This is a genomic window from Formosa bonchosmolovskayae (genome assembly GCF_051016085.1).
In the GTDB taxonomy this organism is placed as follows: Bacteria; Bacteroidota; Bacteroidia; order Flavobacteriales; family Flavobacteriaceae; genus Formosa.
The window spans coordinates 2,719,231-2,744,363 of sequence record NZ_CP174605.1 but is presented as its reverse complement, the minus strand read 5'-3'; the positions used below and the strand labels follow the sequence as shown (position 1 = coordinate 2,744,363).

At 35.0% G+C, this 25,133-nt stretch carries 18 protein-coding genes; 3 read left to right on the top strand and 15 right to left on the bottom strand.

Annotation, left to right across the window (positions count from 1 at the left end; genetic code table 11):
• Window positions 1-186 precede the first annotated feature (186 nt).
• The 4 genes from ACKC83_RS11515 to ACKC83_RS11500 form a co-directional block, all read right to left on the bottom strand.
• Complete coding sequence (locus ACKC83_RS11515) at window positions 187-933, bottom strand: porin family protein (RefSeq protein WP_434035610.1); 747 nt, start codon at window positions 931-933, stop codon at window positions 187-189.
• A gap of 228 nt (window positions 934-1,161) precedes the next feature.
• Entirely contained in the window at window positions 1,162-2,043 is an 882-nt protein-coding gene (locus ACKC83_RS11510) for a carbohydrate kinase family protein (RefSeq protein WP_434035609.1), read from the bottom strand.
• Entirely contained in the window at window positions 2,044-3,540 is a 1,497-nt protein-coding gene (locus ACKC83_RS11505; RefSeq protein ID WP_434035608.1) for a mannitol dehydrogenase family protein, read from the bottom strand.
• A gap of 4 nt (window positions 3,541-3,544) precedes the next feature.
• Window positions 3,545-5,260: a purine-cytosine permease family protein gene (locus ACKC83_RS11500; protein WP_434035607.1), complete on the bottom strand. Its 1,716-nt coding sequence runs from the start codon at window positions 5,258-5,260 to the stop codon at window positions 3,545-3,547.
• Between the two features lie 299 nt (window positions 5,261-5,559).
• Between ACKC83_RS11500 and ACKC83_RS11495 the strand changes: the two genes are divergently transcribed.
• The 3 genes from ACKC83_RS11495 to ACKC83_RS11485 all read left to right on the top strand — a co-directional run bounded on the left by ACKC83_RS11495 (window position 5,560) and on the right by ACKC83_RS11485 (window position 7,666).
• The gene (locus ACKC83_RS11495) at window positions 5,560-6,297 is read left to right on the top strand and encodes an NUDIX hydrolase (protein WP_414036950.1); all 738 of its coding nucleotides are present in this window, start codon (window positions 5,560-5,562) and stop codon (window positions 6,295-6,297) included.
• Between the two features lie 267 nt (window positions 6,298-6,564).
• Complete coding sequence (locus ACKC83_RS11490) at window positions 6,565-7,233, top strand: hypothetical protein (RefSeq protein ID WP_434035606.1); 669 nt, start codon at window positions 6,565-6,567, stop codon at window positions 7,231-7,233.
• A 13-nt stretch (window positions 7,234-7,246) separates the two neighbouring features.
• The gene (locus ACKC83_RS11485) at window positions 7,247-7,666 is read left to right on the top strand and encodes a DUF2147 domain-containing protein (RefSeq protein ID WP_414036952.1); all 420 of its coding nucleotides are present in this window, start codon (window positions 7,247-7,249) and stop codon (window positions 7,664-7,666) included.
• 80 nt (window positions 7,667-7,746) lie between these two features.
• On the opposite strand, the gene ACKC83_RS11480 is transcribed toward ACKC83_RS11485, so the two are convergent.
• From ACKC83_RS11480 to ACKC83_RS11430, 11 genes are all read right to left on the bottom strand, one after another.
• The gene (locus ACKC83_RS11480) at window positions 7,747-8,718 is read right to left on the bottom strand and encodes a type I phosphomannose isomerase catalytic subunit (protein WP_434035605.1); all 972 of its coding nucleotides are present in this window, start codon (window positions 8,716-8,718) and stop codon (window positions 7,747-7,749) included.
• A gap of 72 nt (window positions 8,719-8,790) precedes the next feature.
• Window positions 8,791-9,981 (bottom strand): DUF4861 family protein, encoded by a 1,191-nt coding sequence (locus ACKC83_RS11475; RefSeq protein WP_434035604.1) that lies wholly within the window; start codon window positions 9,979-9,981, stop codon window positions 8,791-8,793.
• 1 nt (window position 9,982) lies between these two features.
• Window positions 9,983-10,774 (bottom strand): gluconate 5-dehydrogenase, encoded by a 792-nt coding sequence (locus tag ACKC83_RS11470; protein WP_414036955.1) that lies wholly within the window; start codon window positions 10,772-10,774, stop codon window positions 9,983-9,985.
• A gap of 16 nt (window positions 10,775-10,790) precedes the next feature.
• On the bottom strand, window positions 10,791-11,633 hold the full coding sequence (gene kduI, locus ACKC83_RS11465) for a 5-dehydro-4-deoxy-D-glucuronate isomerase (protein ID WP_414036956.1): 843 nt from the start codon (window positions 11,631-11,633) through the stop codon (window positions 10,791-10,793).
• A 59-nt stretch (window positions 11,634-11,692) separates the two neighbouring features.
• Entirely contained in the window at window positions 11,693-12,439 is a 747-nt protein-coding gene (locus ACKC83_RS11460) for a DUF6250 domain-containing protein (RefSeq protein ID WP_434035603.1), read from the bottom strand.
• Between the two features lie 10 nt (window positions 12,440-12,449).
• Complete coding sequence (locus ACKC83_RS11455; RefSeq protein ID WP_434035602.1) at window positions 12,450-14,081, bottom strand: GH39 family glycosyl hydrolase; 1,632 nt, start codon at window positions 14,079-14,081, stop codon at window positions 12,450-12,452.
• A 427-nt stretch (window positions 14,082-14,508) separates the two neighbouring features.
• Window positions 14,509-15,957 carry a glycoside hydrolase family 30 protein gene (locus tag ACKC83_RS11450; RefSeq protein ID WP_434035601.1) on the bottom strand — a complete coding sequence of 483 codons (1,449 nt, stop codon included), beginning with the start codon at window positions 15,955-15,957 and terminating at the stop codon, window positions 14,509-14,511.
• A 19-nt stretch (window positions 15,958-15,976) separates the two neighbouring features.
• Complete coding sequence (locus ACKC83_RS11445; RefSeq protein ID WP_434035600.1) at window positions 15,977-17,572, bottom strand: sialate O-acetylesterase; 1,596 nt, start codon at window positions 17,570-17,572, stop codon at window positions 15,977-15,979.
• 266 nt (window positions 17,573-17,838) lie between these two features.
• On the bottom strand, window positions 17,839-20,757 hold the full coding sequence (locus ACKC83_RS11440) for a CBM96 family carbohydrate-binding protein (RefSeq protein WP_434035599.1): 2,919 nt from the start codon (window positions 20,755-20,757) through the stop codon (window positions 17,839-17,841).
• A 135-nt stretch (window positions 20,758-20,892) separates the two neighbouring features.
• On the bottom strand, window positions 20,893-23,193 hold the full coding sequence (locus ACKC83_RS11435) for a T9SS type A sorting domain-containing protein (protein ID WP_434035598.1): 2,301 nt from the start codon (window positions 23,191-23,193) through the stop codon (window positions 20,893-20,895).
• Window positions 23,194-23,640: 447 nt separating this feature from the next.
• The gene (locus tag ACKC83_RS11430; protein WP_434035597.1) at window positions 23,641-25,110 is read right to left on the bottom strand and encodes a sulfatase-like hydrolase/transferase; all 1,470 of its coding nucleotides are present in this window, start codon (window positions 25,108-25,110) and stop codon (window positions 23,641-23,643) included.
• Window positions 25,111-25,133: the final 23 nt, after the last annotated feature.

Here is a 25,133-nt window from a genome sequence, read left to right as displayed (position 1 = left end):
CACCATTAATTTATATAGAAAACGAAAAAAAAGAATGACATCAGACTAAAACAACAAGCGTTTTATTTCGATTAATCACGTCGTTTGTTAGCCCCAAAATTCATCTATTCATTTAGATAAATATAAGAAGTCACGACGTATAGCAATAGGACTACTGCTACAGCAGGTTGATTGACGGAATAAGACTTAATCTTCCGATATAGGTTCTGGCTTTTTGTTTTTCGCAGCCAATTCGTCTGTTAAGAAAGGTAAACTAACGTGTAAAGCGATATAACTACTTTTATTTTTACCTGTTGCGAAGTTATCTTTTAAAACATCGGTAAAACCTTGATAGTATCTTAGGTTAAAAATAAGACCTTTTCCTTCGTGTCCAGATCTTAAAAAGTACCCCACATTGGCAATTACACCATAATCGGTTTTATTAACAAAATCGGTAATTTTCTGAGTAAACTCGCCTTCTGTCCCTTCGTAAGTTCCTTTAGCTTTACTTAAGAATGAAACTTGCGGACTTAAACCAAATCTAAAGTTAGAATTACTTATTTGATATGTAAATAACACATGAAGGTCGGTATAACTAATTACAGTTTTTGCTCTCGTGTTCATGTAAAGACCATTTAAATAGTCGTCGTTAGAGTGTAAATCTGTATTTTCTAATAGAAAAGTTCTTTTCGATAAAAAATACACCGTAGGACTTACATACCAATTTTCGGATAATTGAAGGTTTCCAGCTATTCCAAAGTTTACTCCATTTCGCATTTTCAAGTCATCTACATTAGAAAAACTACTAAATGGCACACCGATTTCCATACTCAAATTAAATTTTTCTGAGGCTACTTTGTCACCAAAAATCATGGCCACAATAGCCGCCTGAGCATTAGAAAGCTGTGAAATACTGAATAATAAAACAAAAATAAGGGTTGTATGTTTTTTCATGGTTGGTTTTGTTATATACTTGTTAAAACTAATATAAAATATTATATGCTATAACAACAATTTAATTATTTCAATAAAAAATAATATGCAACGTCGTAAATCTCTAAAAACCATAATATCCAAACCTATTTTATAAATAAAAAAGAGTGCAGACGCAACGATATTATTCAACATAAAAAAAGCCTCAAGTATACACTCGAGGCCTTTTCACACTATTTAACCGATTTATTAAGAATTTATGAATGCACGTATATCAGCTTCGTTAAGCTTTGGATTTGCACCTTCGTGACTCGCCACTAAAGCCCCTACAGCACAGGCATAATCTATGGCTTCCTGTGGCGGTGTACCTTTAAGTAGTTTAGTAATTAAAGAACCCAAAAACGAATCTCCTGCTCCAACAGTATCTACTACTTTTACTTTATAGCCTTCGTTATAAAAAAATGTGTCGTCTTGATAGTATATGGCACCTTGAGATCCCTTGGTTACACATATAGATTTAGTATTGGTGTGTTTTGATATAAACACTATATTATCTTCTAAGGACGTCGATTCGAAACCTAAGGCCTTTGAAATCTCGAAAATTTCATCGTCATTAAATTTTAAAAAATCTGCGACATTCATAAGGTGACTCAATACTTCTGTAGTATAATGAGGCGCTCTTAAATTGGTATCTAACACTTTATATTTTGCTACATCTAAAAGCGCATATAATGTTGCACGAGACGTTAAATCTCGAGCCACTAAACTTCCAAAGATAAAAGCATCGGCTTGTTTTGTTTTTGCTATAGCAGTTTCCGTAAGCTGAATATTATCCCAAGCACGATTAGCATTAATGGTATATGAAGCAGATCCAGTATCGTCTAAAACCACATCTACCGCTCCTGTTTCCAAGGCATCATCTACTTGAACATTTTCTGTATTGACTCCATGAGCTTTAATAAAATCTGCAATTTCGGCACCTTTAGTATCATCACCTATTCGGGTAATTATAGACACTTTATTACCAAAAGACTGTAATCTTAAAGCAACATTTAAAGGTGCACCACCAATTTTTTTATGCGTAGGAAACACATCCCACAAAACCTCGCCAAAACAAACTATATTTTTCATTTAACCGTGTTTTAAAGCTGATTTATTCCATTTAATCACACTTTGTTGAATACCATTTTCGGAAATGACTTTATACGCCTTGGTAAAGGCTGCTACAAAAATATCGGACGTTTTTAATTTTCCGAAGATAGATTCTAATTCTAAAAATACTGCTGGATTATCTTTAGCCAAAAGTGCTTGTTTTGCTAAAGCATCGTGCATGACATCTTTTATAATTAAGTCTTGTTGATTTTCGTCTTTTCCCAAACTATAAATAGCCCAAGCAGCCACTACTAATGCGGCAAAATCTACATGCTTATCGTGCGCTAATTGCGCGTTCACTGTTGGCAACACAAATATTGGAAATTTAGCAGAACTCTCTGAACAGATACGATCTATTTGATCTTTCATATAAACATTTCCAAATCGATTAAGCAATGTCTCCTTATACTTATCTAAATCTACCCCTTCTAAATCGGATAAGGTTGGTGTTACCTCCAGATCCATATACAATTTTAAAAAGGTTCTAATATCTTTATTATGAACGGCTTCATCAATCGTTGAACATCCTCTTAAAGCTCCCAAAACACCCAACACAGTATGTCCTGCATTAAGCAACGTTAACTTCATTTTTTCAAACGGATCCACATCTTCAACAAATCGTGCCCCTACAGTTTCCCAAGCTGGTCTTCCTGCTTTAAACTCATCTTCAATGACCCATTGGTGAAATGGCTCGCAAACTACTGGCCATGCATCATCGACTCCGGTAGCGGCATTTAAATTCGAAATATCTACTGGCGATGTTGCTGGTGTAATACGATCGACCATACTGTTTGGAAACGACACATGTTCTTCGATCCAAGTCATTAATTCAGGTTCGGCCTTTTCAACATAACTCAATAACATGCGTTTTGCCAAATCCCCGTTACCTTTTATATTATCGCAAGACTGAATTGTAACAGCTAGATTATGTTTCTGACGTTGCTTTAAAGCTTGAGTTAAATATCCGAATATGGTTTTAGGTGCACTTGGATGCTCTAAATCGTATTGAATTTGCGGATTATCGAAATCGAAAGCTTCTGTAGCCTCATTATAATTATAGCCACCTTCGGTAATAGTAAGGGTAATAATTTTAATATCTGCACTTGCCATTTTTTCGATAACCTGCATTGGATTTTCTGGTGCATATAAACACTCTACAATAGAGCCAATAACACGTCTCGTTAATGTACCATCCAACTCTTTTATAACAAGAGTGTATAATCCGTCTTGTTCTTTAAGCGTGTTGTATATTTTAGTATCGAAGTCTAATAAGGCCACACCACAAATTCCCCAGTCATTATTACCTTCATCGTGCAGTAATTGATCTGTATAAAACGCTTCATGAGCTCTGTGAAATCCACCAATACCCACATGTACAATACCTGCCTTTACCTTAGAACGATCGTAAGTTGGACATGGTATATTTTTGGCAACTTTGGCCAAATTTTTCTGATTAAGTTTAATTAAATGCTCCACGATATTATATGTTTTTATTTTTTCCTCGTTTTAATTTCCAATATGCCGTTACAAAATAGATGACGGTGCACACAAATGCATAACGATAAAAGATGTCTCTATTTTCAATATAGATAGATTCATTAGCACTTCCAAATAACACTATACAAGCCAATACCAAAGTAATTATTAACGATACTATAGAAACTCCTGCCAACACTTTAGAGAATACAGAATGATCCTTTATCGTTTTCGTAACATGCGTTGCTTTTTCGTCTTGATAGACTTCAATATTATGTTGTCTTTCTTTTTCTTCTAATTCCTCTGTTGGATACGAATCTTTAGCGCCATATTGCCCCGCTAAAACCGTATAAATAATTATTGTATATATCCAAGTTGGAATAAACAAGTAATAAAACGGCATAATATCTATTACATTTAGTCCAAAACCGAATATTAAACCCAATCCCCAAGACACGATTGCAGGTGTACTAAAAGTTAATTTTTTATAATGTAACCAATATCGTGTGTAACCAATTCTTGGAAATATCTGATGTTCAGCAAACACGATTCCTCCTACCGGAACAACCAATAAACCTGCATAAGTTAATAAAGGCAATATCTGGCTAAATACAAAAGGGAAACACGCAACAATCATAGTTACGATACCAACAACCATAGTTGCTTTTTTTCTAGAATGACTTCTAAACACTGCTTGAGCGGCTAAACCTGCTCTGTATAAATTAGCTATCGCGGTAGTCCAACCAGCCACAATAACAATAACAAATCCAGACCATCCTAAAGCGTAATAAGCCACATCTCCTGGATCTAGTGCCACTATAGGTTTTCCTATAATAACAGCTGCACCTGCCCCCATAATTCCGGCTGAAATCCATGCAATATAATGTCCGAACATCATACCTGTACTGGTTGTTAACCCGTATGATTTCTTTTTAGCAAATCGTAACAAAGCCATATCTATTAAGCCAAAATGCGTAATGGTATTAGCGGCCCATGCAAACCCTATTACTTCCACTAGCCCAATACCTGTTTCTCCTTTACTATTAACTCCTGTCCAAATAGAATGATTCCCTAAAGTTATAAAATCGTTCCAACTTGCAGGAATAGTTTGTCCTAAATCTACAAGAGACAAGGCCGGAAGCAACACAAAAGCACCACTAATAAACATAACAAATAACCAAGGTGCACAAATTCCAGAGAATTCGGTTACGGCTTTGAATCCGTATATTGCTATGGAAACCACGACTAAGCCTACACATAATACTATGAGTACAAACCATAAATTTGTAGGATACCAATCGAGTTGTGCAGGGATATCGAAAGCGAAACGAACAGCCGTTGCAGAAACGGTAATCATGGCCGCAGAAATAACTGTAAAAATAATAACGTTTGCCCAATTATAAAGCTTGGTCATAGAATCTCCCGCAATTTTATTTAAGTATGTATACAGACTTAAACGCGTTTCTACCGCTATTGGAGACGTAATTAACGTCCAACTAAGCACCGCTAAAATATTACCTATTAACAAACCTAATAAGATATCTTTAGTAGTCGCTCCCAAAGCAACAAATGTAGCTCCAATTACAAATTCTGTTGCAGCTACATGCTCGGCAGCATATAAACCCGCAAAGTGTGTCCAATCATGTAATTTATGTTTAGACACCGGTAATTGCTCTTCGTCTATAGCCTCGAACTCTTGAAAATTTTTAGTTGCTTTCATATGCAGTTAGTATTATAGTTTGTTTAAATCGTGTTGTAAAATTCAATAAAACTAAGTTCCATTTGGTTTAAATCATACAAACGTCATTTTTACGCTTTTAATTATTTTTCAAAGTTATTCAAAAAATCGACATGACAAAATAAAACGCTAAAATATTCTATATTAACTTCTTTATATTCTAAATTGATATTTACACACCATTTAACATCAAAATAATGCACTCTACAATATAATGTATTTTAAACGTTTATTTAAATATTATCAATAATTTTATTACATTCGTTTAACAAATATTATATATGGAATCTAAGAAAATAAAAAACATCTCTGTAGACTGTGTTGTTTTTGGTTACAATACCACCGAAAAAACGCTTAATGTCTTATTAATAAAACGTTATCTAGAATCTCCAGCCCATTCTGAAATATTAGTCAACGACTATGTGTTAACCGGATATCATGTAAACGAAGATGAAACTTTAGACGAAACCGCCACGAGGGCGCTTAAAGAATTAACTGGTTTAAGCAGCTTGTATAAAAAACAATTCAAAGCTTTTGGCGACCCCGATCGTTTATTAAACGAAAAAGATCAGCTTTGGATTAAAAATGAAGGTTTTAATAGCCGAACCATTACCGTGGCTTACTATTTTTTAATAAAAACAGAGGCCATTAATCTCAACCAGAATAAATATCATGCAAAATGGTTTCCTGTAAATGCCTTACCGGAATTAGGTTTTGATCATGAAAGTATTATTTTAGAAGCTTACGAAGATTTAAAAATCAAGTGTCTATCCGAACCTATTATTTTTGAATTACTTCCAAATAAATTTACAATTAATGATGTACAAGATTTATACGAATCTATTTTAGGTATTGAAATTGATAACCGTAATTTTAGACGAAAATTAATTAATAAAAAATACATAATTCCTTTAGACGAAAAACAAGTTGGAGTCTCAAAAAAACCTGCACAACTCTATATGTTTAGCAAAGACGTTTACGAAAAAATGTTCAAGAAAAATTACCTAATAAGCATTTAAGCCCAACCACGTCTTATCGTTTATAGTAGCAATAACACAGCAGATTATACAATGAAGTTGTATTTTTTCTATTATATCCTTCACAATTTCTCTTTACAGTGTCAATGTTTTTAAACGGTGCATCGCAATATAATATAGCCAAACCTATATTTCAGTGCAATTCTTTTTAAAATACTCAAGGTATAAATTGCAATCTCTCATACTAAATACGTATACATAGTTTTATATATTTACGAAAGTTAATCGCTATCATAACTAAAACACGTATTGGAACATCCATTTTTCAAAAAATCTAAAAAAGAGCAAAAACGTATTCAAGCTTTGGTAATAAGTCTTGCTTTAGTGCTTATTTTATTAGTGGCCATTATCTCGTATAAAACGGGATTACTTTTTATTGGTATTCTATTCTTTTCAATACTACTTTCTATTATTGCTCCCTTTTTAGATGTACCTGCTATGCAAGCTAGCGGAAAGCTTAAATATCATGCACCTCTTTTTTTATCTGAAGCGCAAAAAAATGGTGAAATTACTATACATGGTGGTAGCTTATTCGATTATGTATTTGTAATCGACAAAACATTAAATGGGAAGCAACGCACAAATTTTATTCTTCAAAATTACATACAAGGTCTTTTACACCTGATTGAAACCTTAAAAGATGAAGATCCTAATTTAAAAATTAAAGGTACAAGCTATATTATAAATACCAGAACGGCGAATAAACTAGGGTTCGAGGTACAGAAACTAGACTTTATGCAAACTATAATTCTAAGATTCAATTATTTCAATTTGTTAATTTCTCATTCTATTGCAAAAAATAAGTTATCTTTTCCTTCCTTAAAAAACACAAGAACGTTTGAAACGACTTTACAAGAGTTAACCGCTCGTAAATCGTATATGGAATTATTAAATCAAAAATTAGAACACACAACCTAAACAAACTAAAATTATGAAACATTTATTTATTCTCGTATTCATGTCTTTAAGCTTTTCGGCTACAAGTCAAAGTATAATTGGTCAATGGGAAACTTACGATGATAAGACCAATGAAAAAAAAGCGCTTATTGAAATTTATAAAAACGACGGCGCCTATTTTGCCAAAATAGTAAATAAATATATCGGGGAAAAAGACTCTGTTTGCACGGCTTGCGAGGGCGATAAAAAAGACAAACCTATGATTGGTTTGGTTATTATAGAGGATATAAAAAAAGATGGTAAAGAATATAACGATGGTACAATCTTAGATCCCGAATCTGGCGATGTCTACAGTTGTTATTTAAAACTGGTAGATGATAATAAACTAAAAGTAAGAGGTTATATGGGCGTTGCGCTTCTAGGAAGAACACAATATTGGATTAGAAAACAATAAAGGTGTCCCACTTCTAAAAAACAAACGGGTGATTAAATACTATTTAATCACCCGTTTCTATTAAAATAGCATACTTACTATTAGTAGTATACCTCTAAAACTACTGCTTTATCCGACTTTAAATCTATGCGATTAATTGAGGCCGGTAAAAATAAAGTCTCTCCTTTTACTAATTGATAATCGATACCTTGCCATTGTAATTCTAGTTCTCCTTCTACACAGATATAGATCACAAAAGAATCCAGATTTGTGTAATCTTTCTCGATTTTGCCATTAATTGATAAAATATTCGTCTTAAAATATGGTGAATGAACTAAGGTGTTGGTTTCATTTTCTAAAACTTTATAATCTGTTTTATAACTATCCTGAACACTATAATCTATTACATCTACAGCTAAATCGGTATGTAATTCTCTAGTTTTTCCTGTGGTTGCATCTACACGTTCGTAATCGTAAATACGGTATGTAATATCTGATGTTTGCTGAATTTCGGCTAACAGCACCCCAGAACCAATAGCATGAATACGTCCTGTAGGAATGTAATAAGTATCGCCTTTAGCTACGGTATCGTTGTTTAAAACATCTAATATTTTCCCCGATTCTAAAGCTTTTACATACGATGCTTTATCTACTTTCTGATTGAAACCTACAATAAGTTCTGCATCTTTTTCGGCTTCCATGACGTACCACATTTCGTTTTTACCAAACGAATTATGACGTTCCTTAGCAATTTCATTACTAGGATGTACCTGAATAGATAGTGGTGTTTTTGCGTCTATAAACTTAATTAACAACGGAAATTCTGTCCCGAATAATTTATACACATTGGCACCAACAAGGTCTGATTTAAATTCTGTGGTTAATTCCTCTAGCGTTTTACCTTCCAAAACACCAGCACTAACTACTGTTTTGTCTCCTTTAACATCAGAAATTTCCCAAGATTCGCCAATACTTTCATCTTGATAATCTTTGTGTAATACCGTTTTCAGTTTTTCTCCTCCCCAAATCCTATATTTATAAAGAGGCGTGAATTTTAATGGATATAATGACATGTATTCTATTTAATTAAAATAAAAAAGGTTCCAAAACCTAAATTTTGAAACCTTCTTTTTTGTGTTATATTCTTATTTATTAAAGGTTACTTCTAAAGGTGAATTTACTTTTTCCGAAAATTCTTGTATATGTTGCTCCCACAACGCTTTAGTCGGGTATTGCTTAGACTCTTTCCACGCAAAACCAGCGTAATATACAACTTTATTGTTATTAACTTTTAGTTGACTATATAAATTACTACGATCTTTTTCAGCCGTTACATAACGTTCTGAAGCAATCATATCGTCCCTTTTAGCCACTATTGCTGTTCCTAATTCCGAATCGAAATATTCAGATTCCCAATATGCAATCCATCCTTGATCTACGTTTTCGGTTACAGTACCTTCATTATCATGTAACGTTAAACCTATAGATAATTCGTCTGTTCCCTTTACGTGAATTTCGAATCTTGAGAAGTTGCTACCGTAATCTAAAGAAATGTGTTTTTCTTCAGAAATGGTTTGTCCATTCGCATCCCAATCGGCGTAGTTTAAAACAAAACTTGTTCTAATTGGACCAGTTGTAATAGTTTTATAGTCTGTAAAATTTGTAGATATGTAATACGATGTATCTATTTTTACAGCCGATCCACCCACTCCACGACTAGATCCTACGTGAAAATTATCTAAACCTTCACCATAGTCGATATGGTATTCGCCTGCTTTAATAGCATTTCTAGCATACCATTTATTGATAATGGGATATTCTACTTTTTTTAACCATAAATCTATCCCGCTAGATAAGGTACCTCCTGGCACACCATCTTCCACCATTTTCTGAGCTACAGGACCATAGGTTCTAAATGCAACTTTATTGTTTTCCCACGTATAATCGTCTGTACGTTCTGGAACAAATCTAGAATAACAATATGCCGTTGTATCCTGTTTTACTGAAGAATCTGCAACTACCAATTCGTATTGTTTTTCTGAATTTGGGTCGAGTTCCGGCTGAAACAATAATACATCTACGGTTCCATCTAGATCTTCATCTACAAACTGAGAGGTTAATATCGCTTTTGTAGTCGCATCTTGAACACTAAAATCTTCAAAACGTTCGCCTTCATTTAGCGTGACATCCGCTCTAGAAATCTCTACCGTTTCAAAACTACGAGATAATTCTAAGTTGTTTTTTACTGTAATTAACGTACTTTCTTTTTCTTTAGAACCACAACTCACCAATAATGACGCTGCAACTACCCAAGAAAATATTAAACCATTTTTCATATTAATCTTCGTTTGAAGGTTTTCCTATTGTGGCTAAAATACCACCGTCCACATATACTACATGTCCATTTACAAAGTTACTCGCTTTTGAGGCTAAAAACACAGCCGCACCTTGTAAATCTTCTGGGTCTCCCCATCTTGCTGCTGGTGTTCTGCTAATTATAAAGTCGTTAAACGGGTGACCATCTACACGAATTGGAGCTGTTTGTGAGGTAGCAAAATATCCTGGTCCAATACCATTGGTTTGAATATTAAACTTTGCCCATTCGGTAGCCATGTTTCTTGTTAACATTTTTAAACCACCTTTTGCTGCGGCGTAAGCACTCACAGAGTCACGTCCTAGTTCACTCATCATCGAGCAAATATTAATAATTTTTCCGCCACCTCTAGCAATCATACCTTTTGCAACTGCTTTAGATACAATAAATGGAGAAATTAAATCCACATTAATTACAGCCGAAAAATCTTCAACCGACATATCAATCATTGGGATTCTTTTAATAATTCCCGCATTATTGATTAATATATCAATAGGAGCTACTTCGTCTTCTATTTGTTTTATACCAGCAATAACTTGAGCCTCGTCTGTAACATTAAACACATACCCATGAGCATCTATCCCATCGGCCTTATATTCTTTTAAAGCATTATCTATCGCTGCTTGTGATAAATCGTTTACTACAATTGTAGCTCCAGCATTGGCTAAACCTTTAGCCATAGCCATTCCTAATCCGTGAACAGCTCCTGTAATTAGCGCTGTTTTACCTGTTAAATCGAATAAATTTACTGACATTCTAGTATATATATAATTATCTTAATTCAGTTATTTTAGCAACATCCATATCGTTATAATCTAGATTCTCTCCTGCCATTCCCCAAATAAAGGTATAGTTAGAAGTTCCTGAACCTGAATGAATAGACCATGGTGGAGAGATTACAGCTTGATCGTTTTGCATCCAGATGTGACGCGTTTCTGTAGGTTCACCCATAAAATGACACACGGCTTGATCTTGAGGAATATCTAAATAGTAGTATACTTCCATTCTACGATCGTGAACGTGAGCAGGCATAGTATTCCACACACTTCCCGTTTTTAATTCTGTCATTCCCATTTGTAATTGACATGTTGTTACAATACCTCCAATAATCATTTGGTTTACGGTACGGTGATTTGCCGTTTCTAAAGACCCTAACTCCAATTTATTAGCTTCGGCTTTACTTACTTTTTTTGTCGGAAAGTTAACATGTGCTGGTGCCGAGTTTAAATAGAACTTTGCAGGACTACTAGCATCGTCACTAGCAAATACAACCTCTTTATTTCCCATACCAACATACAAGGCATCCTTTAATCCCATTTCATATTTAGTACCGTCTACTGTTACAGAACCACTTCCGCCAACGTTAATAATTCCTAACTCTCTACGCTCTAAGAAAAATGATGCCTTTAAAGGGTCGATAGTTTCTAAGGTTAAAGCACTAGATGTTGGAACTGCAGATCCTGCGATGTAACGATCGTAGTGTGTATAGGTTAAATTAACCTGTCCTTCTTGCATTAAATTATCTATTAGAAATTCGTTCCTCAATTCTTGGGTATCGTATTTCTTTACAGTTTGCGGACTCGATGCATAACGGGTTTCATAGCTTGTACTCATTCTCTTATGTTTTAAATTAATATAATTTATATAGTTTGTTGTTTAAAGTTGCATGTAAACTAATCCAATTGGTAGACTTTAAAATTATCTACTGTCATATGATTCTTTACAGTTCTCAATCCAAAATATCCACTTGTATACGGTGCTTTATCTTCAAAATCTACCAATAACACATCGTTTCTGTAATACTGAATTATACCATCGTATGCCACCAACCTGATAGTGTAAGGTGTATTAGGTTCTAGCATAAATTTTTTATCACTTAAATCGTGTTCCGGAAGTAAAGGACGTTCGCCATCTCCTGTATATCGTCTAAAACGTGTTGTTTTATTATCGTTCCCTCCAACTCCCATATAATACAGTTTTAAACTATCGTAGTTTGAAAATTTACCACCTCGAGCTTCAGAATTAGCGAATAAATCTGATGGATGTTCTGGATCGTTCGCCATCCAAAAACAATTTAAATCGGATACACGATCGTTAGGTCCGCCGTCTTGAAAAATAAGCACATCGTATTCTATCATTATCGGACCTTCAAACTTCTTATCTAACCAAACCGTACAACCTCCAACATCGTCTATTTCTAGTTTACTAGCATTGTTTTCTACTGTACCACCTGCTACTTGTTCTACTTTCCAGTCCTCTAAACCGGAGTCGAAATTATCTTCATAGATCAACGTAGCATTTACCGTTTTGTCATGTATCGTCATGGTTTTATCTACGTTACTACAGGCATTAAAAAATACTAATGCAAGCGCCAAAACTCCTATAGTTTGTAATGATTTATTAGTTTTAAAAATTTTCATAACGAACTTTTTAATTAATTTCTTTTATTAAAACAACACTCCAAGGCGTAAGGTCTTGATTGACTTTTAACACTCCATTTTTATCAGCCTTTACATGATCCATTTTCATAGTGTTGGCATAGGCTTTCATTGTTTTAATTTGCTCACGCGTTGGTGGTTCAGGTTTCCCCATATCTTCCCAATAATTATGAATATTACCATGATCTTTATCTAAGATTTCAATTTCGAAATGTGCTCCAGCTTTTAAACCGGTTAAAGTGAAATCTAGTTTTTTGGATGTTCCTTTTTCTCTTTTATCCGACCCCGCAGGCACAGCATTTTCGTACTCTTTTGGATAATTATAAGCTAGTGCAACAATTTTTCCATCGGTAGATTTTTTACTGACGAATAGGTAATCATCTTTATAAATTTTTTGATCTCCTAATTGGTGAAGCATACGGTACGCATGGTACGACGGCTTTACAAGACCTTGATAATTTATCATTCCAAAACCACCATGAAAAATACTTGCTGCACCTCCTTTTTCTTCAAAAATATCAGTAAATGTCCAAAACGCTAACGAATTAGTTAATCCAATACACTCTAAATTAGACTTCACTATATATGCTGCAGCAGGCAATCTATCATGCATTGCATCACGACTACTCGGACTCGTATTCCATTCGGTTAAATGAATTTCGGCATTAGGATATGCACTTTTAGAAATGGTTTCATTTAACCATTCTAGATCTAATTTTAGAGAATTTACATAACGTGTTAAACCTCTTCCTTTTCCTGTTTCAGGATTAAAAGCATAATCTGTGGGATAAGGATGCGTACTCACAAAATCGACAGGAAGATTTTCTTTCTCGCAATATTCAAGAAAATCTTCTATCCACACACCTTTCCAATCTAAAGCATTAATATCGTCTGCTGCAAATACAGCCTCAGACACCTTATCGTTAGTTACTTCTCCTGCGAAACGCTCGTCTGGTACAAAATTACTGGTAGAAGGCCCTCCTACTTTTAAACGTTGATCTACAGATTTTACAGCTATTGCAGATTGCTTATACATTTCGAAATATTGCGATTTTGTACCATCCCAGAACAATGGATATAGATTAGGCTCGTTCCACACCTCGAAATACCATGTTAAAACTTCTTCAATTCCATAACGATCTACACAGTGCTGTGTAAAGGCTTCAACTAAATCATGCCATTTTTCAAATGTATCATCTGCAGGTGTAATATTAGCTTTCCACCAAAACACCGTTTTAGAATCTTTAGCCGCCATACTTGAAGGTAAAAATGCAAGCTCTACAAAAGGTTTAACATTCATATCCAAAAGCCTATCAAATACATCATCAATGTATTGCCAGTTATAAACTGGTTTTCCTTTTTCCATAACTATAGGAAACATATCGTCGTGAAATAACCCGTGGAAACGGACATATTCAAAACCACATTGTTCCTGAACTTGTTCCATTTGTTCTAACCATCCCGCTCTTAACGCTTCGTTAGCACGACCAGCACCAACCATCTTACTCCAATAATGATCAAACGTTTCTCCAGACTGCTTAACGTCTACTTTTACATTTTGAGCTTGACAAATCATAGAAATGCTGAATGCTACACCGAAAATTATTTTTTTAAATGAATTCATATATTAATTGCGTTAGCTTTTTTAATTCCAAATGAATTTAATTTTACCCACACTGAAGATTCAGTTCTTTTTTAGGTCTGATTGATTTTAATCGCAATTTCAAAAAAAATATTGTTACAGAATATAAACCATCATTCATAGCTGATAACTTATGGCCCATTTCACTAAAAACAAGGGTTTATAGTCAATGACAAAGAAAAATTTTATAGTCTTCTCACTAAATTTGGAACGTTTTATCGCGAAGAAAATACTAGCATCCATCTCATAAAACAACGCTCTATTATCTCTTAAAAAAAATTATATTTTTAGCGATTCGATTTCACTATTTTAAAACCGTAGGATATTGTATTTTAAGCACAAAAGAGAGCGAAAAGAATATGATTCTTTTCGCTCTCTTTTAAATAAACGATTTAGTTTTAAAACTAAATTAGTTGTTGAATATAATTGTATTGATAGATGTTGGTTGTACCTCTACACCTACTATCTGGTTTCCTACTTTAAGGTTAATAGTTTTTAAGACGTTTTCTTTATTATTTAACAATACCATGACGCGACCATCTTTTAACTGAAAGGCCAAGTGATTTTTACCTTCAGAAGATTTTAATACAAAATCTCCAGGTTGCACAAAATGAGATAAGTGTTTAAACAGGTAAAATTCGTCTGTATAAGTAATCTTTTTTGATGTTTTATCAATGACAACCATCGAGTTTTGAGGCCAGCCCCAAGCACTCGAACCGGTTTCATCCAATATCATATTCCAATACATATAAGATCCCGCTCCATTATTTGTATAATGAACCAAATCGTTCCAGGAACGCTCTACAGACGTCCAATCGTTTTCATGCTCGCCACATTTATTCTCGGTTTGCATCAGTTTTAAATCTGGAAATTCTTTATGAATTGTAGGAATCGCTTTAGCTCCGCCCCATTGAAATCCTACACCATCAATATATTTAGAAGTATCCTTATAATTTAATACCGTTTTTACATAATTAGGATCTCCAGAATTTACAGTTCCTAACCAAATTTTGGCATCTAATTTATCGGCTTCAAATTGCGGTCCTAAGAAATCGTGGATAAAATAAGCCATATCTTCTGGTCTCCACGTACAAGACGGCCAATTGGGCTGAAAAGCAATTTCATTTTGTGGTTGGATGGCTGCGAGCTGAATACCCTCATTTTTATACGCTTGTACAAATTTTGAAAAATATAAAGCATATGCTTTTAGATAGCGTTCTTGCATTTTAAATCCTGTGGCATTATTTAATATCTCGCCACCCGATACTAATTTATTTCCATCGGTAGCATTTTCAAAATCACCACCTCGCATAGCGTAATGTTCATTTACTTTCATCCATGCTGGAGGAGACCACGGTGATGCCCAAACCTGCAAATCTGGCCGAATGGCCAACGCCGCCTTAATGTAAGGCATTAAGATGTAACGATCGCGATCGATATTAAAATCACGCATTTCAAAATCTTCTGCAACATCGTTATGACTGTAGTAACTTAAAGCATAATCTGATGCACCTATAGGCATACGACACATAGAGAAATTACTACCTTCTTCAGAGAATATGGCATTCATTACGTCTTGTTGTTCTTGAGTTCCTAAACTCTGAAGTGCCTCCCATCCCAACTCGTTAAACGAACCACCAATACCATCAATTTTTTGTAATTTCTGATCGGTGTATACGGTAATATCTGCAGTCGCCTCACTATTTTTCTTTAAAAATCGTTTTGCTTCTACCCAACGCTCGGATGACGTGGTATAAATTAAATCTACTTTTTGGGCTACAAGCGTATTACAAGCTAAAACCCCAGCAATTAATAGTAGGTGTTTTATGGGTGTTTTAGTACTGTTAAATCTTATCATAATAATTTATTAAAATAGGTTAGTTTTCTGATGAAAAGGTCGCTGTTGGCAATCCTTCTTTATTATACAAATTTGCACCTTCCGGATACCCTGTCCACGCATACCGCACATTAACGGGACTATTTATAGTCGTACTCCATACCTCAACTTTATTTTTTTTAATAATTTTAGCTTCTGCAGTGTGCCAAGCACCATCTTTATCTTGAATTTCGAACCATTTTAGAGGCTCTTTAGTTGGCACCGTTTTCTCTAACAAATGCTTCTTTCCGGACATTAAACCCGATCCTATTTCTGTAAATGAAACTATGATTTTGTTATTTTTAACGGTTTTACTTTTATATAATGGTCCGCTTGAAACAGGAACTTTCACCCCATAATCATTTTTTAACGCTAGTAATGCCAATCGTTTTCCTGCATCTATTTTATTATGCGGATGTATGTCTTTAGCCTCACCAATATCGTGTAAAACAGCCATACCTGTATGAGGTACTTTTAGGGATTTACGCAATTGATCGTTAACCGTTGCCCAGCCTTTATCTGCTGTTTCATTTGCTCGCAGGCATCCTGCTAATTGCGCCCAGTAGAACGGAAAATCACCCTGATTCCAATCGGTTCTCCAGCCTTTAATCATGGCTGTAAAATACTGTTCATATGCGGTAGGCATATATACCGCATTACTTTCGCCTTGATACCAAATTGCACCTTTTATTGCATATGGAATAACAGCGTTTAACATACCGTTATACAAGGTTGCAGGTAATTGCATATCGTTTCTAGGATTTTTTGTTGGTTTTGGAGCACGCCCCTTTTCTCCGTTTTCTTTCCAAAGTGCCATCTTATTCTGATAAACGGTGTCTACATACTCGGGAGCCTCCATTATTTCGATGGTTTTCTTTATTTCTTTTCTATTATTCTTAAAATATGTTTTTAGCTCTTCGTCTGCCATGAAGGTATCTTCAGACATCCAAGGTTGTACACGAGTACCACCCCAAGAGCATTCTACTAAGCCAACAGGTACATTTAATTCTTTTCGCAATTCTTTAGCAAAGAAATACCCTGTAGCCGTAATTTTTTTCACATCTTCACCTTGAGCACTCACCCACTGCCCTTTAAACGTTATTTGTTTTTCGTAAAGTGAAGTATTTTGAAGCACTTCTATATGGCGTAATTGATTGTCGTTTGCATGTGCAACCTCATCTCTAATATACTCCACCAAAGGCTGATATTGTGGCTCTCTTGAATCATTTAAAAATTTAGCTAATGCAAAGTCCATATTAGATTGTCCGGTACACAACCACACTTCACCAGATAACACATCGTCTATTACAATTTTATTTTTTCCGGTGATGACGATTTGAAACGGACCACCTGCTTTGGGTGTTTTTAAAGTAGTTCTCCATACGCCATCTGCTCCTGCAGTTACTAAAGCCTTTTCTCCCCAGCTACCTACAATTACAATATTTTCATTAGCATCTGCCCATCCCCAGATTGGCATTTTGGTTTCTCGTTGCATCACCATATGATCTGTGAACAGAGCATTTAATGTAACATCTGCCAAGACCGATTGTGGTAAGACACCTATTAAAAAAATTAGAAATTTAAAATAAGAAGTCATAGCTTTAGATTTTAGTTAGAAGTTCTATATGCAAGTTGATAAAAACTTAAAATATTAACTATAACTAATCGCTCATAAGTTATAAATGATGATTCATTTTTATATGCCCTTGTGTAAAGCGATTGCTCACGCCCCTTTTAGGGCTCTAATCGTATTTATTTTTGAAAATTTTCTTTGACTCAGAAGATAACATTTAAGCATAAAAAAAACGGATAAGTATAACTCCTGTTACACTTACCCGCTTTATTACTTGAAATGTATTTAAACTACTCTTTTATTATCTTTTTAGTTGAAATATTCCCGTTATTATTCACATTAACGAAATAAATCCCGCCATTTAAAGTACTTACATCTATCGATTGGTTTTCGTTTTCAACTTGTTTTTGAAGAACTAACTTACCAACGATATCATAGATTTTTAAATCTGCGCCTACGCTATTTGTAACAATAAATGCATGAGCCACTGGATTTGGAAAAATACCCACTGAGACATTTTTAGTATCAATACTTAAAGACTCATCGTAATATTCTATCACCAATTGAGGTGGTAAATTATCTTCAAATTCTTTACTATACCAATCTATACCAATCCCACTATTTGCAGGATCTTTTACAGCCATAGAAATGATTTTATCGTCGTTATATTCTTGAGCTACATAAGACGATGCATCCCATTCACTCCAAGTTGATGGAATAGTCGTTACGCTAGAGCGTTCATTCTCGAAACTTGGTTTGTTATTCCAAGTGATTTCAGATTCTACCCAACTGTCATCTTCCACATCATAAATCACACGAATATCCTCGTATTTTGTACGTTGATACATTCTTAATTTTGCAGAAACAATAGGACCAGGCACTGCACTTAAATCAAATTTTAAATACACATAACGCGCATCTACTTTGGTTACCATACTAGTTACCGCTCCAAAATTATCATTTGCTTTTCCTTCGTGTACATAGGCGTCTGCATCTACAATTACATTCATAGTCCCACCAATCTGGCTTACAACGTTTAATTCTTGAGTAACCTCGGGAGCAGGATTAAAGGCATCATTGCCTTCTTGAATTGCCGAGATTGTAGTCGTTCCGACACCTACAAGTTGAACTTTACCATCTACGATTGTTGCTACAGATTCATTAGAAGTTGTATAACTTACAGCTAAATTTGAACTAGAAGTTGCCATAGGATCGAAATCGTCGCTTCCTACAACCTTATACGGTAACGTGAAGAATTGAATCTCTTGATCTTCCTTGACCGTACCTGTTTGAGTGATTGTAAAATGATCTAATTTAAAAGCTTCTGAAGTACCTCCAAATGAAATTTTCAGACTTTGCACGCCTTTTTCTAGTAAGATATCTTCTGCAACTGTAAATGACTTCCAATCTGAATCTCCGGTAGAATTTGGAGCGCCATACGGCATTACAATAGCGTCTGTTTTATCTTCACCTCCAAAAGTTAATTTCATAGTTCCGTCTGCTTGATTCGCAGCGTAATTTACAGCAACACTATACAATCCAGTCTCAGGCACCGAAATGGTATAGGTTAACCATTCTCCCGACTCTATGCTTGTAACACTAAAATTATCGTCTCCCAGTTCTTCTACATCTACACCATCAAATGTTCTGTATGCACCTCCAGTATTTGTAGCACTTAGATCGTGATACACTCTACCTTCTCCGTTTTTAATGGGATCGTAATCAAAATTTTCAGCTTCAATCGGATTTGAAATATCATGCATAGCATACATAGGTAAACCTGAAGCATCAAAACCAATTATAGGATCTCCGTAGCATAACATTGGTCGTCTTGCTGTTAAAGCTCCCCAACCTAAAGCATCGTTAGTCCATCCTGCGGCTTCGTAACTCGATAATTCGATGGCTTTATCTCTAGCACGCGTAATCCATTTTACGTCCTCCTCGGTTTTAAATCCGCGTCCGTAATAATGCGCTACAGGCATTTCAAAAACTGGGCGTATCCCTGGAAAATCACCTGCTCCATCCGGACTAATCGCTTTAGAATACCAGCGACCCGTTCTATCGAATCCTTCTCTAAATTCTCCCGAGCTTACTGTTGGCACCCATGGTGTAGTCTGATCGTCGTACGACTCTATTGCCGACACATTATACTTCATATTATATTCTAATCCAAGTAACAATCTGTCGTTAGTAAAACTGTAAAGATCGTCGCCTTGATTCCATGCCATTTCTGCCATAGATGTTAATAAGCCCATACCAAACATGGTGTGTTGCTGATCGCGTGAACTTTCTTGACACTGACCATTATCCCATATATAGTTTGTCATGACCTCATTATAGCCATAATCTTCAATATCATAACCTCTTGTTATACTATACGTATCTGCATAATCATTAGTTGCCGTAACAGCATTACTAGTATTAGGCCCAGCAGGATAAGGTAAATCGTCTTCACGGTGAGGCAGTCCTTGTACATAGCGTAGTGCACGATCGTACATAATTTCGTTATCTAAAAATATTCCCATAGCTAAGATGGTTCTCCATCCCGATAAACCTTGGTTTCCATGACGCACAGGATCTCCTAAATACGAACTCCAATAAAATGTAGTATTGCTTCTAATATCGTCTGGAACTGTAGTTGTAGAATATCCTGGATACACCAACATATCTTTAAACGCTTGCACATCGCTTTCGTTCCATCCAGAATAGGTGCTATTAATAATTTCGGCAGCCTCAATCATAATGTAGGCAATACCTCCACTTAATGCTTCTGTTCCTCCACTGGTAACCGAAGTTAGATTAGACCAAGCTTTAAAAATTTCTACGGCTTTGTCGGCGTGTCTACTATCGCCTTCTATATACCATCTCAAAGCATTATAGTAGGCCGCACGAATATCGCTATTCCATGCGCCGTAATTCACACCTGAATCTCTTCCTAATTCTGTAAATGAAGGATCTCCTTGTACGACATAATCGTAACTCGATTTTGAATCGGTAACCATTTCTTGGTAAGACGTATACCAAGGATCTACTTGGGCGTTTACCATGTCTTTCATTCTGTCTAAATCTGATTTCTTATGTGTTATTCCTGGATGCACAAATTGTGCTTGCACAGTAAATACGCCTAAAAACAGTAGAACGATAACACTGAGTTTTTTCTTAAATAAAGATGGATTGGTTAGGTCCAGTCTAGTAAAATTGTTGTTCATAAAATTAAAAGTTAGGTTGTTAAAAAAATAAATAACTTACAACGATTGTAAGTCATTGTACTATTAATAAACGCATCGCATTTATTAAAAATTACGATGAATTTTATGCTTATATCTGCCCCAATTAAGGCGAAATCAATTCTTAATAAATTTGAATGTTTTGTTTTGAGAACCTTGCAAATTGATAAGATAAATACCATTTGCAAGATCATTTACACCTAACTCTAATTGTTGCACTCCATTTGGAATAGTCCCCATTCGTGTTACACGTCCACTAATATCTAGTATGGTATATTTATCAAACTGCGAAGCAGACATTTTAATGGTTAATTTATCCGATGCCGGATTTGGATAAAATTTAAAATTATCTGTATTTTCTTTTTCTATAGAAAGTGTTGCACTTGGCAAGGCGTAAATCCCCTCTGTATTAAAATTTGTTCCCGTAACATCTGTGACTTTTAACCAGTACCAATAATCGGTATCATTTTCTACACTATTGTCTGTAAATGTCGTACCTGTTAAACCGTTAGAAATTAGTTTGCGACCACTTGCATTATCGTCTGTATCTCTAAAAACACCCACATTCTGAATGTTAATATCTTGAATATCCCAATTCAAAGTTACCGAACCATCACCTGGCGTTGTTGTTAAAATAATTTGTGGATTTAATGCTTTTGCCGTAGCATTTACAGCTTCAGAATTAGTACTCACTCCAGAAACATCTGTAGCTTTTACCCAATACCAATACTCTACTCCAATTTCAGCAGTGGTATCTACATATGAGTTTCCTTCAATATTATTTGCTACAGAAACCCGTCCGCTTGGGTCTGAATCTGTATCTCTAAAAATATCCTGATCGCCTAAAGTAATATCTTTTAATTCCCATTGCAGTAGCACTGAGTTATCTCCAGAATATGCTTGCAACGTTACACTCGGTTCAGGAACAGCTGGCGTCGCACTAGCTACATTAGAATCTGTACTTTCACCTGAAACATCTGTGGCTTTTATCCAGTAAAAATACTCCGTACCATTTTCTGCAGTTGTATCTGTATATGTATTACCTTCAACATTATAAGCAATTGAGACGCGTCCTTCTGGGTCTGCATCCGTGTCTCTAAAGACATCCTGATCTCCCAAGGTTATCCCTGTCATTTCCCAATTTAAAACAACTTCACTGTTCCCTTTCGTTGCAGAAAGTGTAATAACCGGATCTATATTAATAGCTGTTGTAGTTGCTCCATTAGAATTATAAGTTTTTGAATCCTCTCCCGTTACTTTTATCCAATACCAATAAGTAACACCATTTTCGGCAGTAGTATCGGTATAATCTACCCCAGTAACTTTACTTTTAATTAGAGTACGACCACTAGGATCCGAATCTGTATCTCTAAACACATCCTGTCTCGTTGCCGTAATATTTTTTAATCCCCAGTTTAAATAAATCATATCATCTCCTGGTACCACAGACAAACTTACACTTGGTGTATCGTTATAAGCGCAGTTCATTGTAGCATCTGAAGTATTATCAGATTGATTCACAGAATTTGGCAAATTATAATCTGTTTCATTACCATAAGAATTATTATCCTGAACAATTCCTGTAACACCATTTACTCCAGAGATTCCTGCTTTAGAATTATTAGAGACACAGTTTCTTTTAATATCAATATTGGTTGTTGGCACACCTTCAGAATTTGCTAAAATCCCAACATCTCCATTATCGTTAACAATACAATCGTATACTAAATACCCGTCTGTGTTTGCTGCACGAACACCTCTAAAGTAATTACCAGACATTTCGCAATTGTAAACTTTAATATCTTCACTATATGAAATATTAATTCCGTTAGCAGAGGTTGAATTTAGAAACTGGCTATCTCTAACTTCTGCACCATATACTCGACGTAAATACATATTGTGGGCATATCCCTCTTTTCCTGCTGTTCCATTTCTTTCAAAAAGGCAATCTTGAACCAATAAATTTTTAGTCCCTTTTATATGTACTCCCCAACCCGTTTCAAAACAATGCACATTAATAATTTTAATGTTTTCGTGATCTACACCTTGAGAAGTAATTTGAATTCCTCCTCCATTAATTGCATTAGTACCTTGAATCGCTAAGTTTTGAATGGTTAAGTTTTGTAAACCCTCAGCATCTGCTATAATCATATTCATGTTTACCGTGGTTTGCAGTAAACTTTCCCAATTACCTTCTCCCTGAAGCGTTACATTACTTTTCATTCTAACTGGAACGGTAATAACATGAGTTCCTTTTGCGAGCGTTACAATTCCGCCACCACTAGTTGAAACATTGTCTATAGCTGTCTGAATACTTTCTCCGGGAAGAACCGTTTGGTCTGTTGCCCATAATGTGGTTGATAAAAAAGTGAAGCAGACTAAGAATAATACCTGCTTAAATGCGTAATAATTTCTCATAAATAATAGTTTATTATTGGTTAAATATTCGTCTTAAAACAATTCAAACTTTAAGACTAAAATGTCAACTAAAACAAGTAACCTACTGAAAACAGGATACTTACAACAATGTAATATTATTATATTATGAGTAGAAAGAGTATAAATTATAGTTCTTTAGATATAACTTATAAGTCATTTATTTCTAATTTTCACTATTTCCTAATTTATTTGCTTATTCGTTTTATTATTAGGATTTTATACTGCATTTAAATTTGTAACTCACAAAAAAAGCAGTAAATCGTATAAATAAACGATTTACTGCTTTTTAAAAAATTAATATGATTTAAACCTAAGATTTACTCTACAAAAATGACCTAATTATAGAACTGTCTTTTTAAGATCTATTAGAACAGTAACTCTAAAATAACTTTAGAATGCCACAGTATTTGTTTCACAAAAATTAGTTTAGTTATTCTGAGGTTGATCCCACAATCTATACGGATCGTTATTAGCAATCATTTCCTCTAAGAGTAAAGCTTCCATTTCTGCTAACTTATCTGCATATTCCGGATTTGTGGCTAAATTAGTTTCCATCGCTCCAGTTTTGTGGTGTTCTGGTAAATATTCATGTGGATTTTCGGCAAGGTTAAACAACTGAGTTTCTCTAACAGTTCCATCCATGACATCGTATTTTATTAATTTCCAATCGCCTTTTTTCACGGTTCTCATCCCTGGTTTAGTTCCTCCGGCATAAACACCATACATAACATCTCTTACCTCTTCTTTCTCACCTTTTAACACGGGTACAAAACTTTTACCTTGCACCGTTTCTGGAATTTCAATACCAGCTAAATCCAACACCGATGGCAACACATCTAATAGATAAATATTTCCATTTTTAGTTTTATGACCATCTATACCAGGGCCTTTAATAATAAACGGTACACGCCATGTATGCTCGTATAAATTTTGTTTCCCCATTAAACCATGACGCCCTATAGCGATACCATGATCGGAGGTATAAATAATATATGTATTTTCTAATTCTCCCGTTTCTTCTAACTTTTTAAGAACTTTACCTAACTGAATATCTATATTTTCTGAGCATGCAAACTCACGTCCTACTTCATTTCTAATGGTATTTACATCTCTGTTTTTCCACACACCACTTACACGTTCTTCATCTCTTAACTCTGGATGACCGTGAAAAAATGGATGTTCCTCTAAATAATTTTCTGGAAGTTGTGGTTGTTTTTCATTTAAGTCAGGAACACTATTTTCATCTTTATGATTCACAGCTCCATATTTTTTGAGTAATTCTGGAGTTCCGTTACGCGTGTCGTGTGGATGAGAGAATCCAAGGTAAATAAAGAACGGATCTTCTTCTTTGGCCGTCTCTCTATCCCCTAAATAATTAAGTACTTGCTCGGCATGCCATGCACTACCACTTTCTTCTGTTCCTCCACGTTTCGTAGCGTCATGCACCACAGTGAATTGCTTGTTCGCACCTGGATAAGAATTTCCTTTTTTACAGGTTCTCATGGTTTTATATCCTGCTTTATTAAATAGAGCTCCTATAGTTTGTTCGTCTAAAGGATGCGGACCAATTTGTGTTTGAAACTCTGCACTTGGAGGCAAGTTCCATACCGTTCTTCCTGTCATAATCATATGTCTAGAAGGTGTACACACGGCACCATTCATAGATCCCATATGTCGAGCACTTTCAAATACGACACCTTCATTTGCCAGTTTATCGATATTTGGAGTATCTAATATTGAATTCGGATTATAAACTTTCAGGTCGAATGGCGATTGATCATCTGCCAGAACGAATAAAAAATTAGGACGCTTTTTCTCTTCTTGCTTTTTCTCGGCTTCTTTGCAACTCATAAAAAGTGAGAGGCATACTAAGGCTGCTATTTTTAATACTTTCATATTGGTAATCTGTTTTAATTTTT

Excerpts from the sequence above, each read along its gene's own strand:
- ACKC83_RS11515 (WP_434035610.1), bottom strand. The coding sequence starts at position 933 with ATGAAAAAACATACAACCCTTATTTTTGTTTTATTATTCAGTATTTCA.
- ACKC83_RS11510 (WP_434035609.1), bottom strand. The coding sequence starts at position 2,043 with ATGAAAAATATAGTTTGTTTTGGCGAGGTTTTGTGGGATGTGTTTCCT.
- ACKC83_RS11500 (WP_434035607.1), bottom strand. The coding sequence starts at position 5,260 with ATGAAAGCAACTAAAAATTTTCAAGAGTTCGAGGCTATAGACGAAGAG.
- ACKC83_RS11495 (WP_414036950.1), top strand. The coding sequence starts at position 5,560 with ATGGAATCTAAGAAAATAAAAAACATCTCTGTAGACTGTGTTGTTTTT.
- ACKC83_RS11485 (WP_414036952.1), top strand. The coding sequence starts at position 7,247 with ATGAAACATTTATTTATTCTCGTATTCATGTCTTTAAGCTTTTCGGCT.
- ACKC83_RS11480 (WP_434035605.1), bottom strand. The coding sequence starts at position 8,718 with ATGTCATTATATCCATTAAAATTCACGCCTCTTTATAAATATAGGATT.
- ACKC83_RS11475 (WP_434035604.1), bottom strand. The coding sequence starts at position 9,981 with ATGAAAAATGGTTTAATATTTTCTTGGGTAGTTGCAGCGTCATTATTG.
- ACKC83_RS11470 (WP_414036955.1), bottom strand. The coding sequence starts at position 10,774 with ATGTCAGTAAATTTATTCGATTTAACAGGTAAAACAGCGCTAATTACA.
- kduI (WP_414036956.1), bottom strand. The coding sequence starts at position 11,633 with ATGAGTACAAGCTATGAAACCCGTTATGCATCGAGTCCGCAAACTGTA.
- ACKC83_RS11460 (WP_434035603.1), bottom strand. The coding sequence starts at position 12,439 with ATGAAAATTTTTAAAACTAATAAATCATTACAAACTATAGGAGTTTTG.
- ACKC83_RS11455 (WP_434035602.1), bottom strand. The coding sequence starts at position 14,081 with ATGAATTCATTTAAAAAAATAATTTTCGGTGTAGCATTCAGCATTTCT.
- ACKC83_RS11450 (WP_434035601.1), bottom strand. The coding sequence starts at position 15,957 with ATGATAAGATTTAACAGTACTAAAACACCCATAAAACACCTACTATTA.
- ACKC83_RS11445 (WP_434035600.1), bottom strand. The coding sequence starts at position 17,572 with ATGACTTCTTATTTTAAATTTCTAATTTTTTTAATAGGTGTCTTACCA.
- ACKC83_RS11440 (WP_434035599.1), bottom strand. The coding sequence starts at position 20,757 with ATGAACAACAATTTTACTAGACTGGACCTAACCAATCCATCTTTATTT.
- ACKC83_RS11435 (WP_434035598.1), bottom strand. The coding sequence starts at position 23,193 with ATGAGAAATTATTACGCATTTAAGCAGGTATTATTCTTAGTCTGCTTC.
- ACKC83_RS11430 (WP_434035597.1), bottom strand. The coding sequence starts at position 25,110 with ATGAAAGTATTAAAAATAGCAGCCTTAGTATGCCTCTCACTTTTTATG.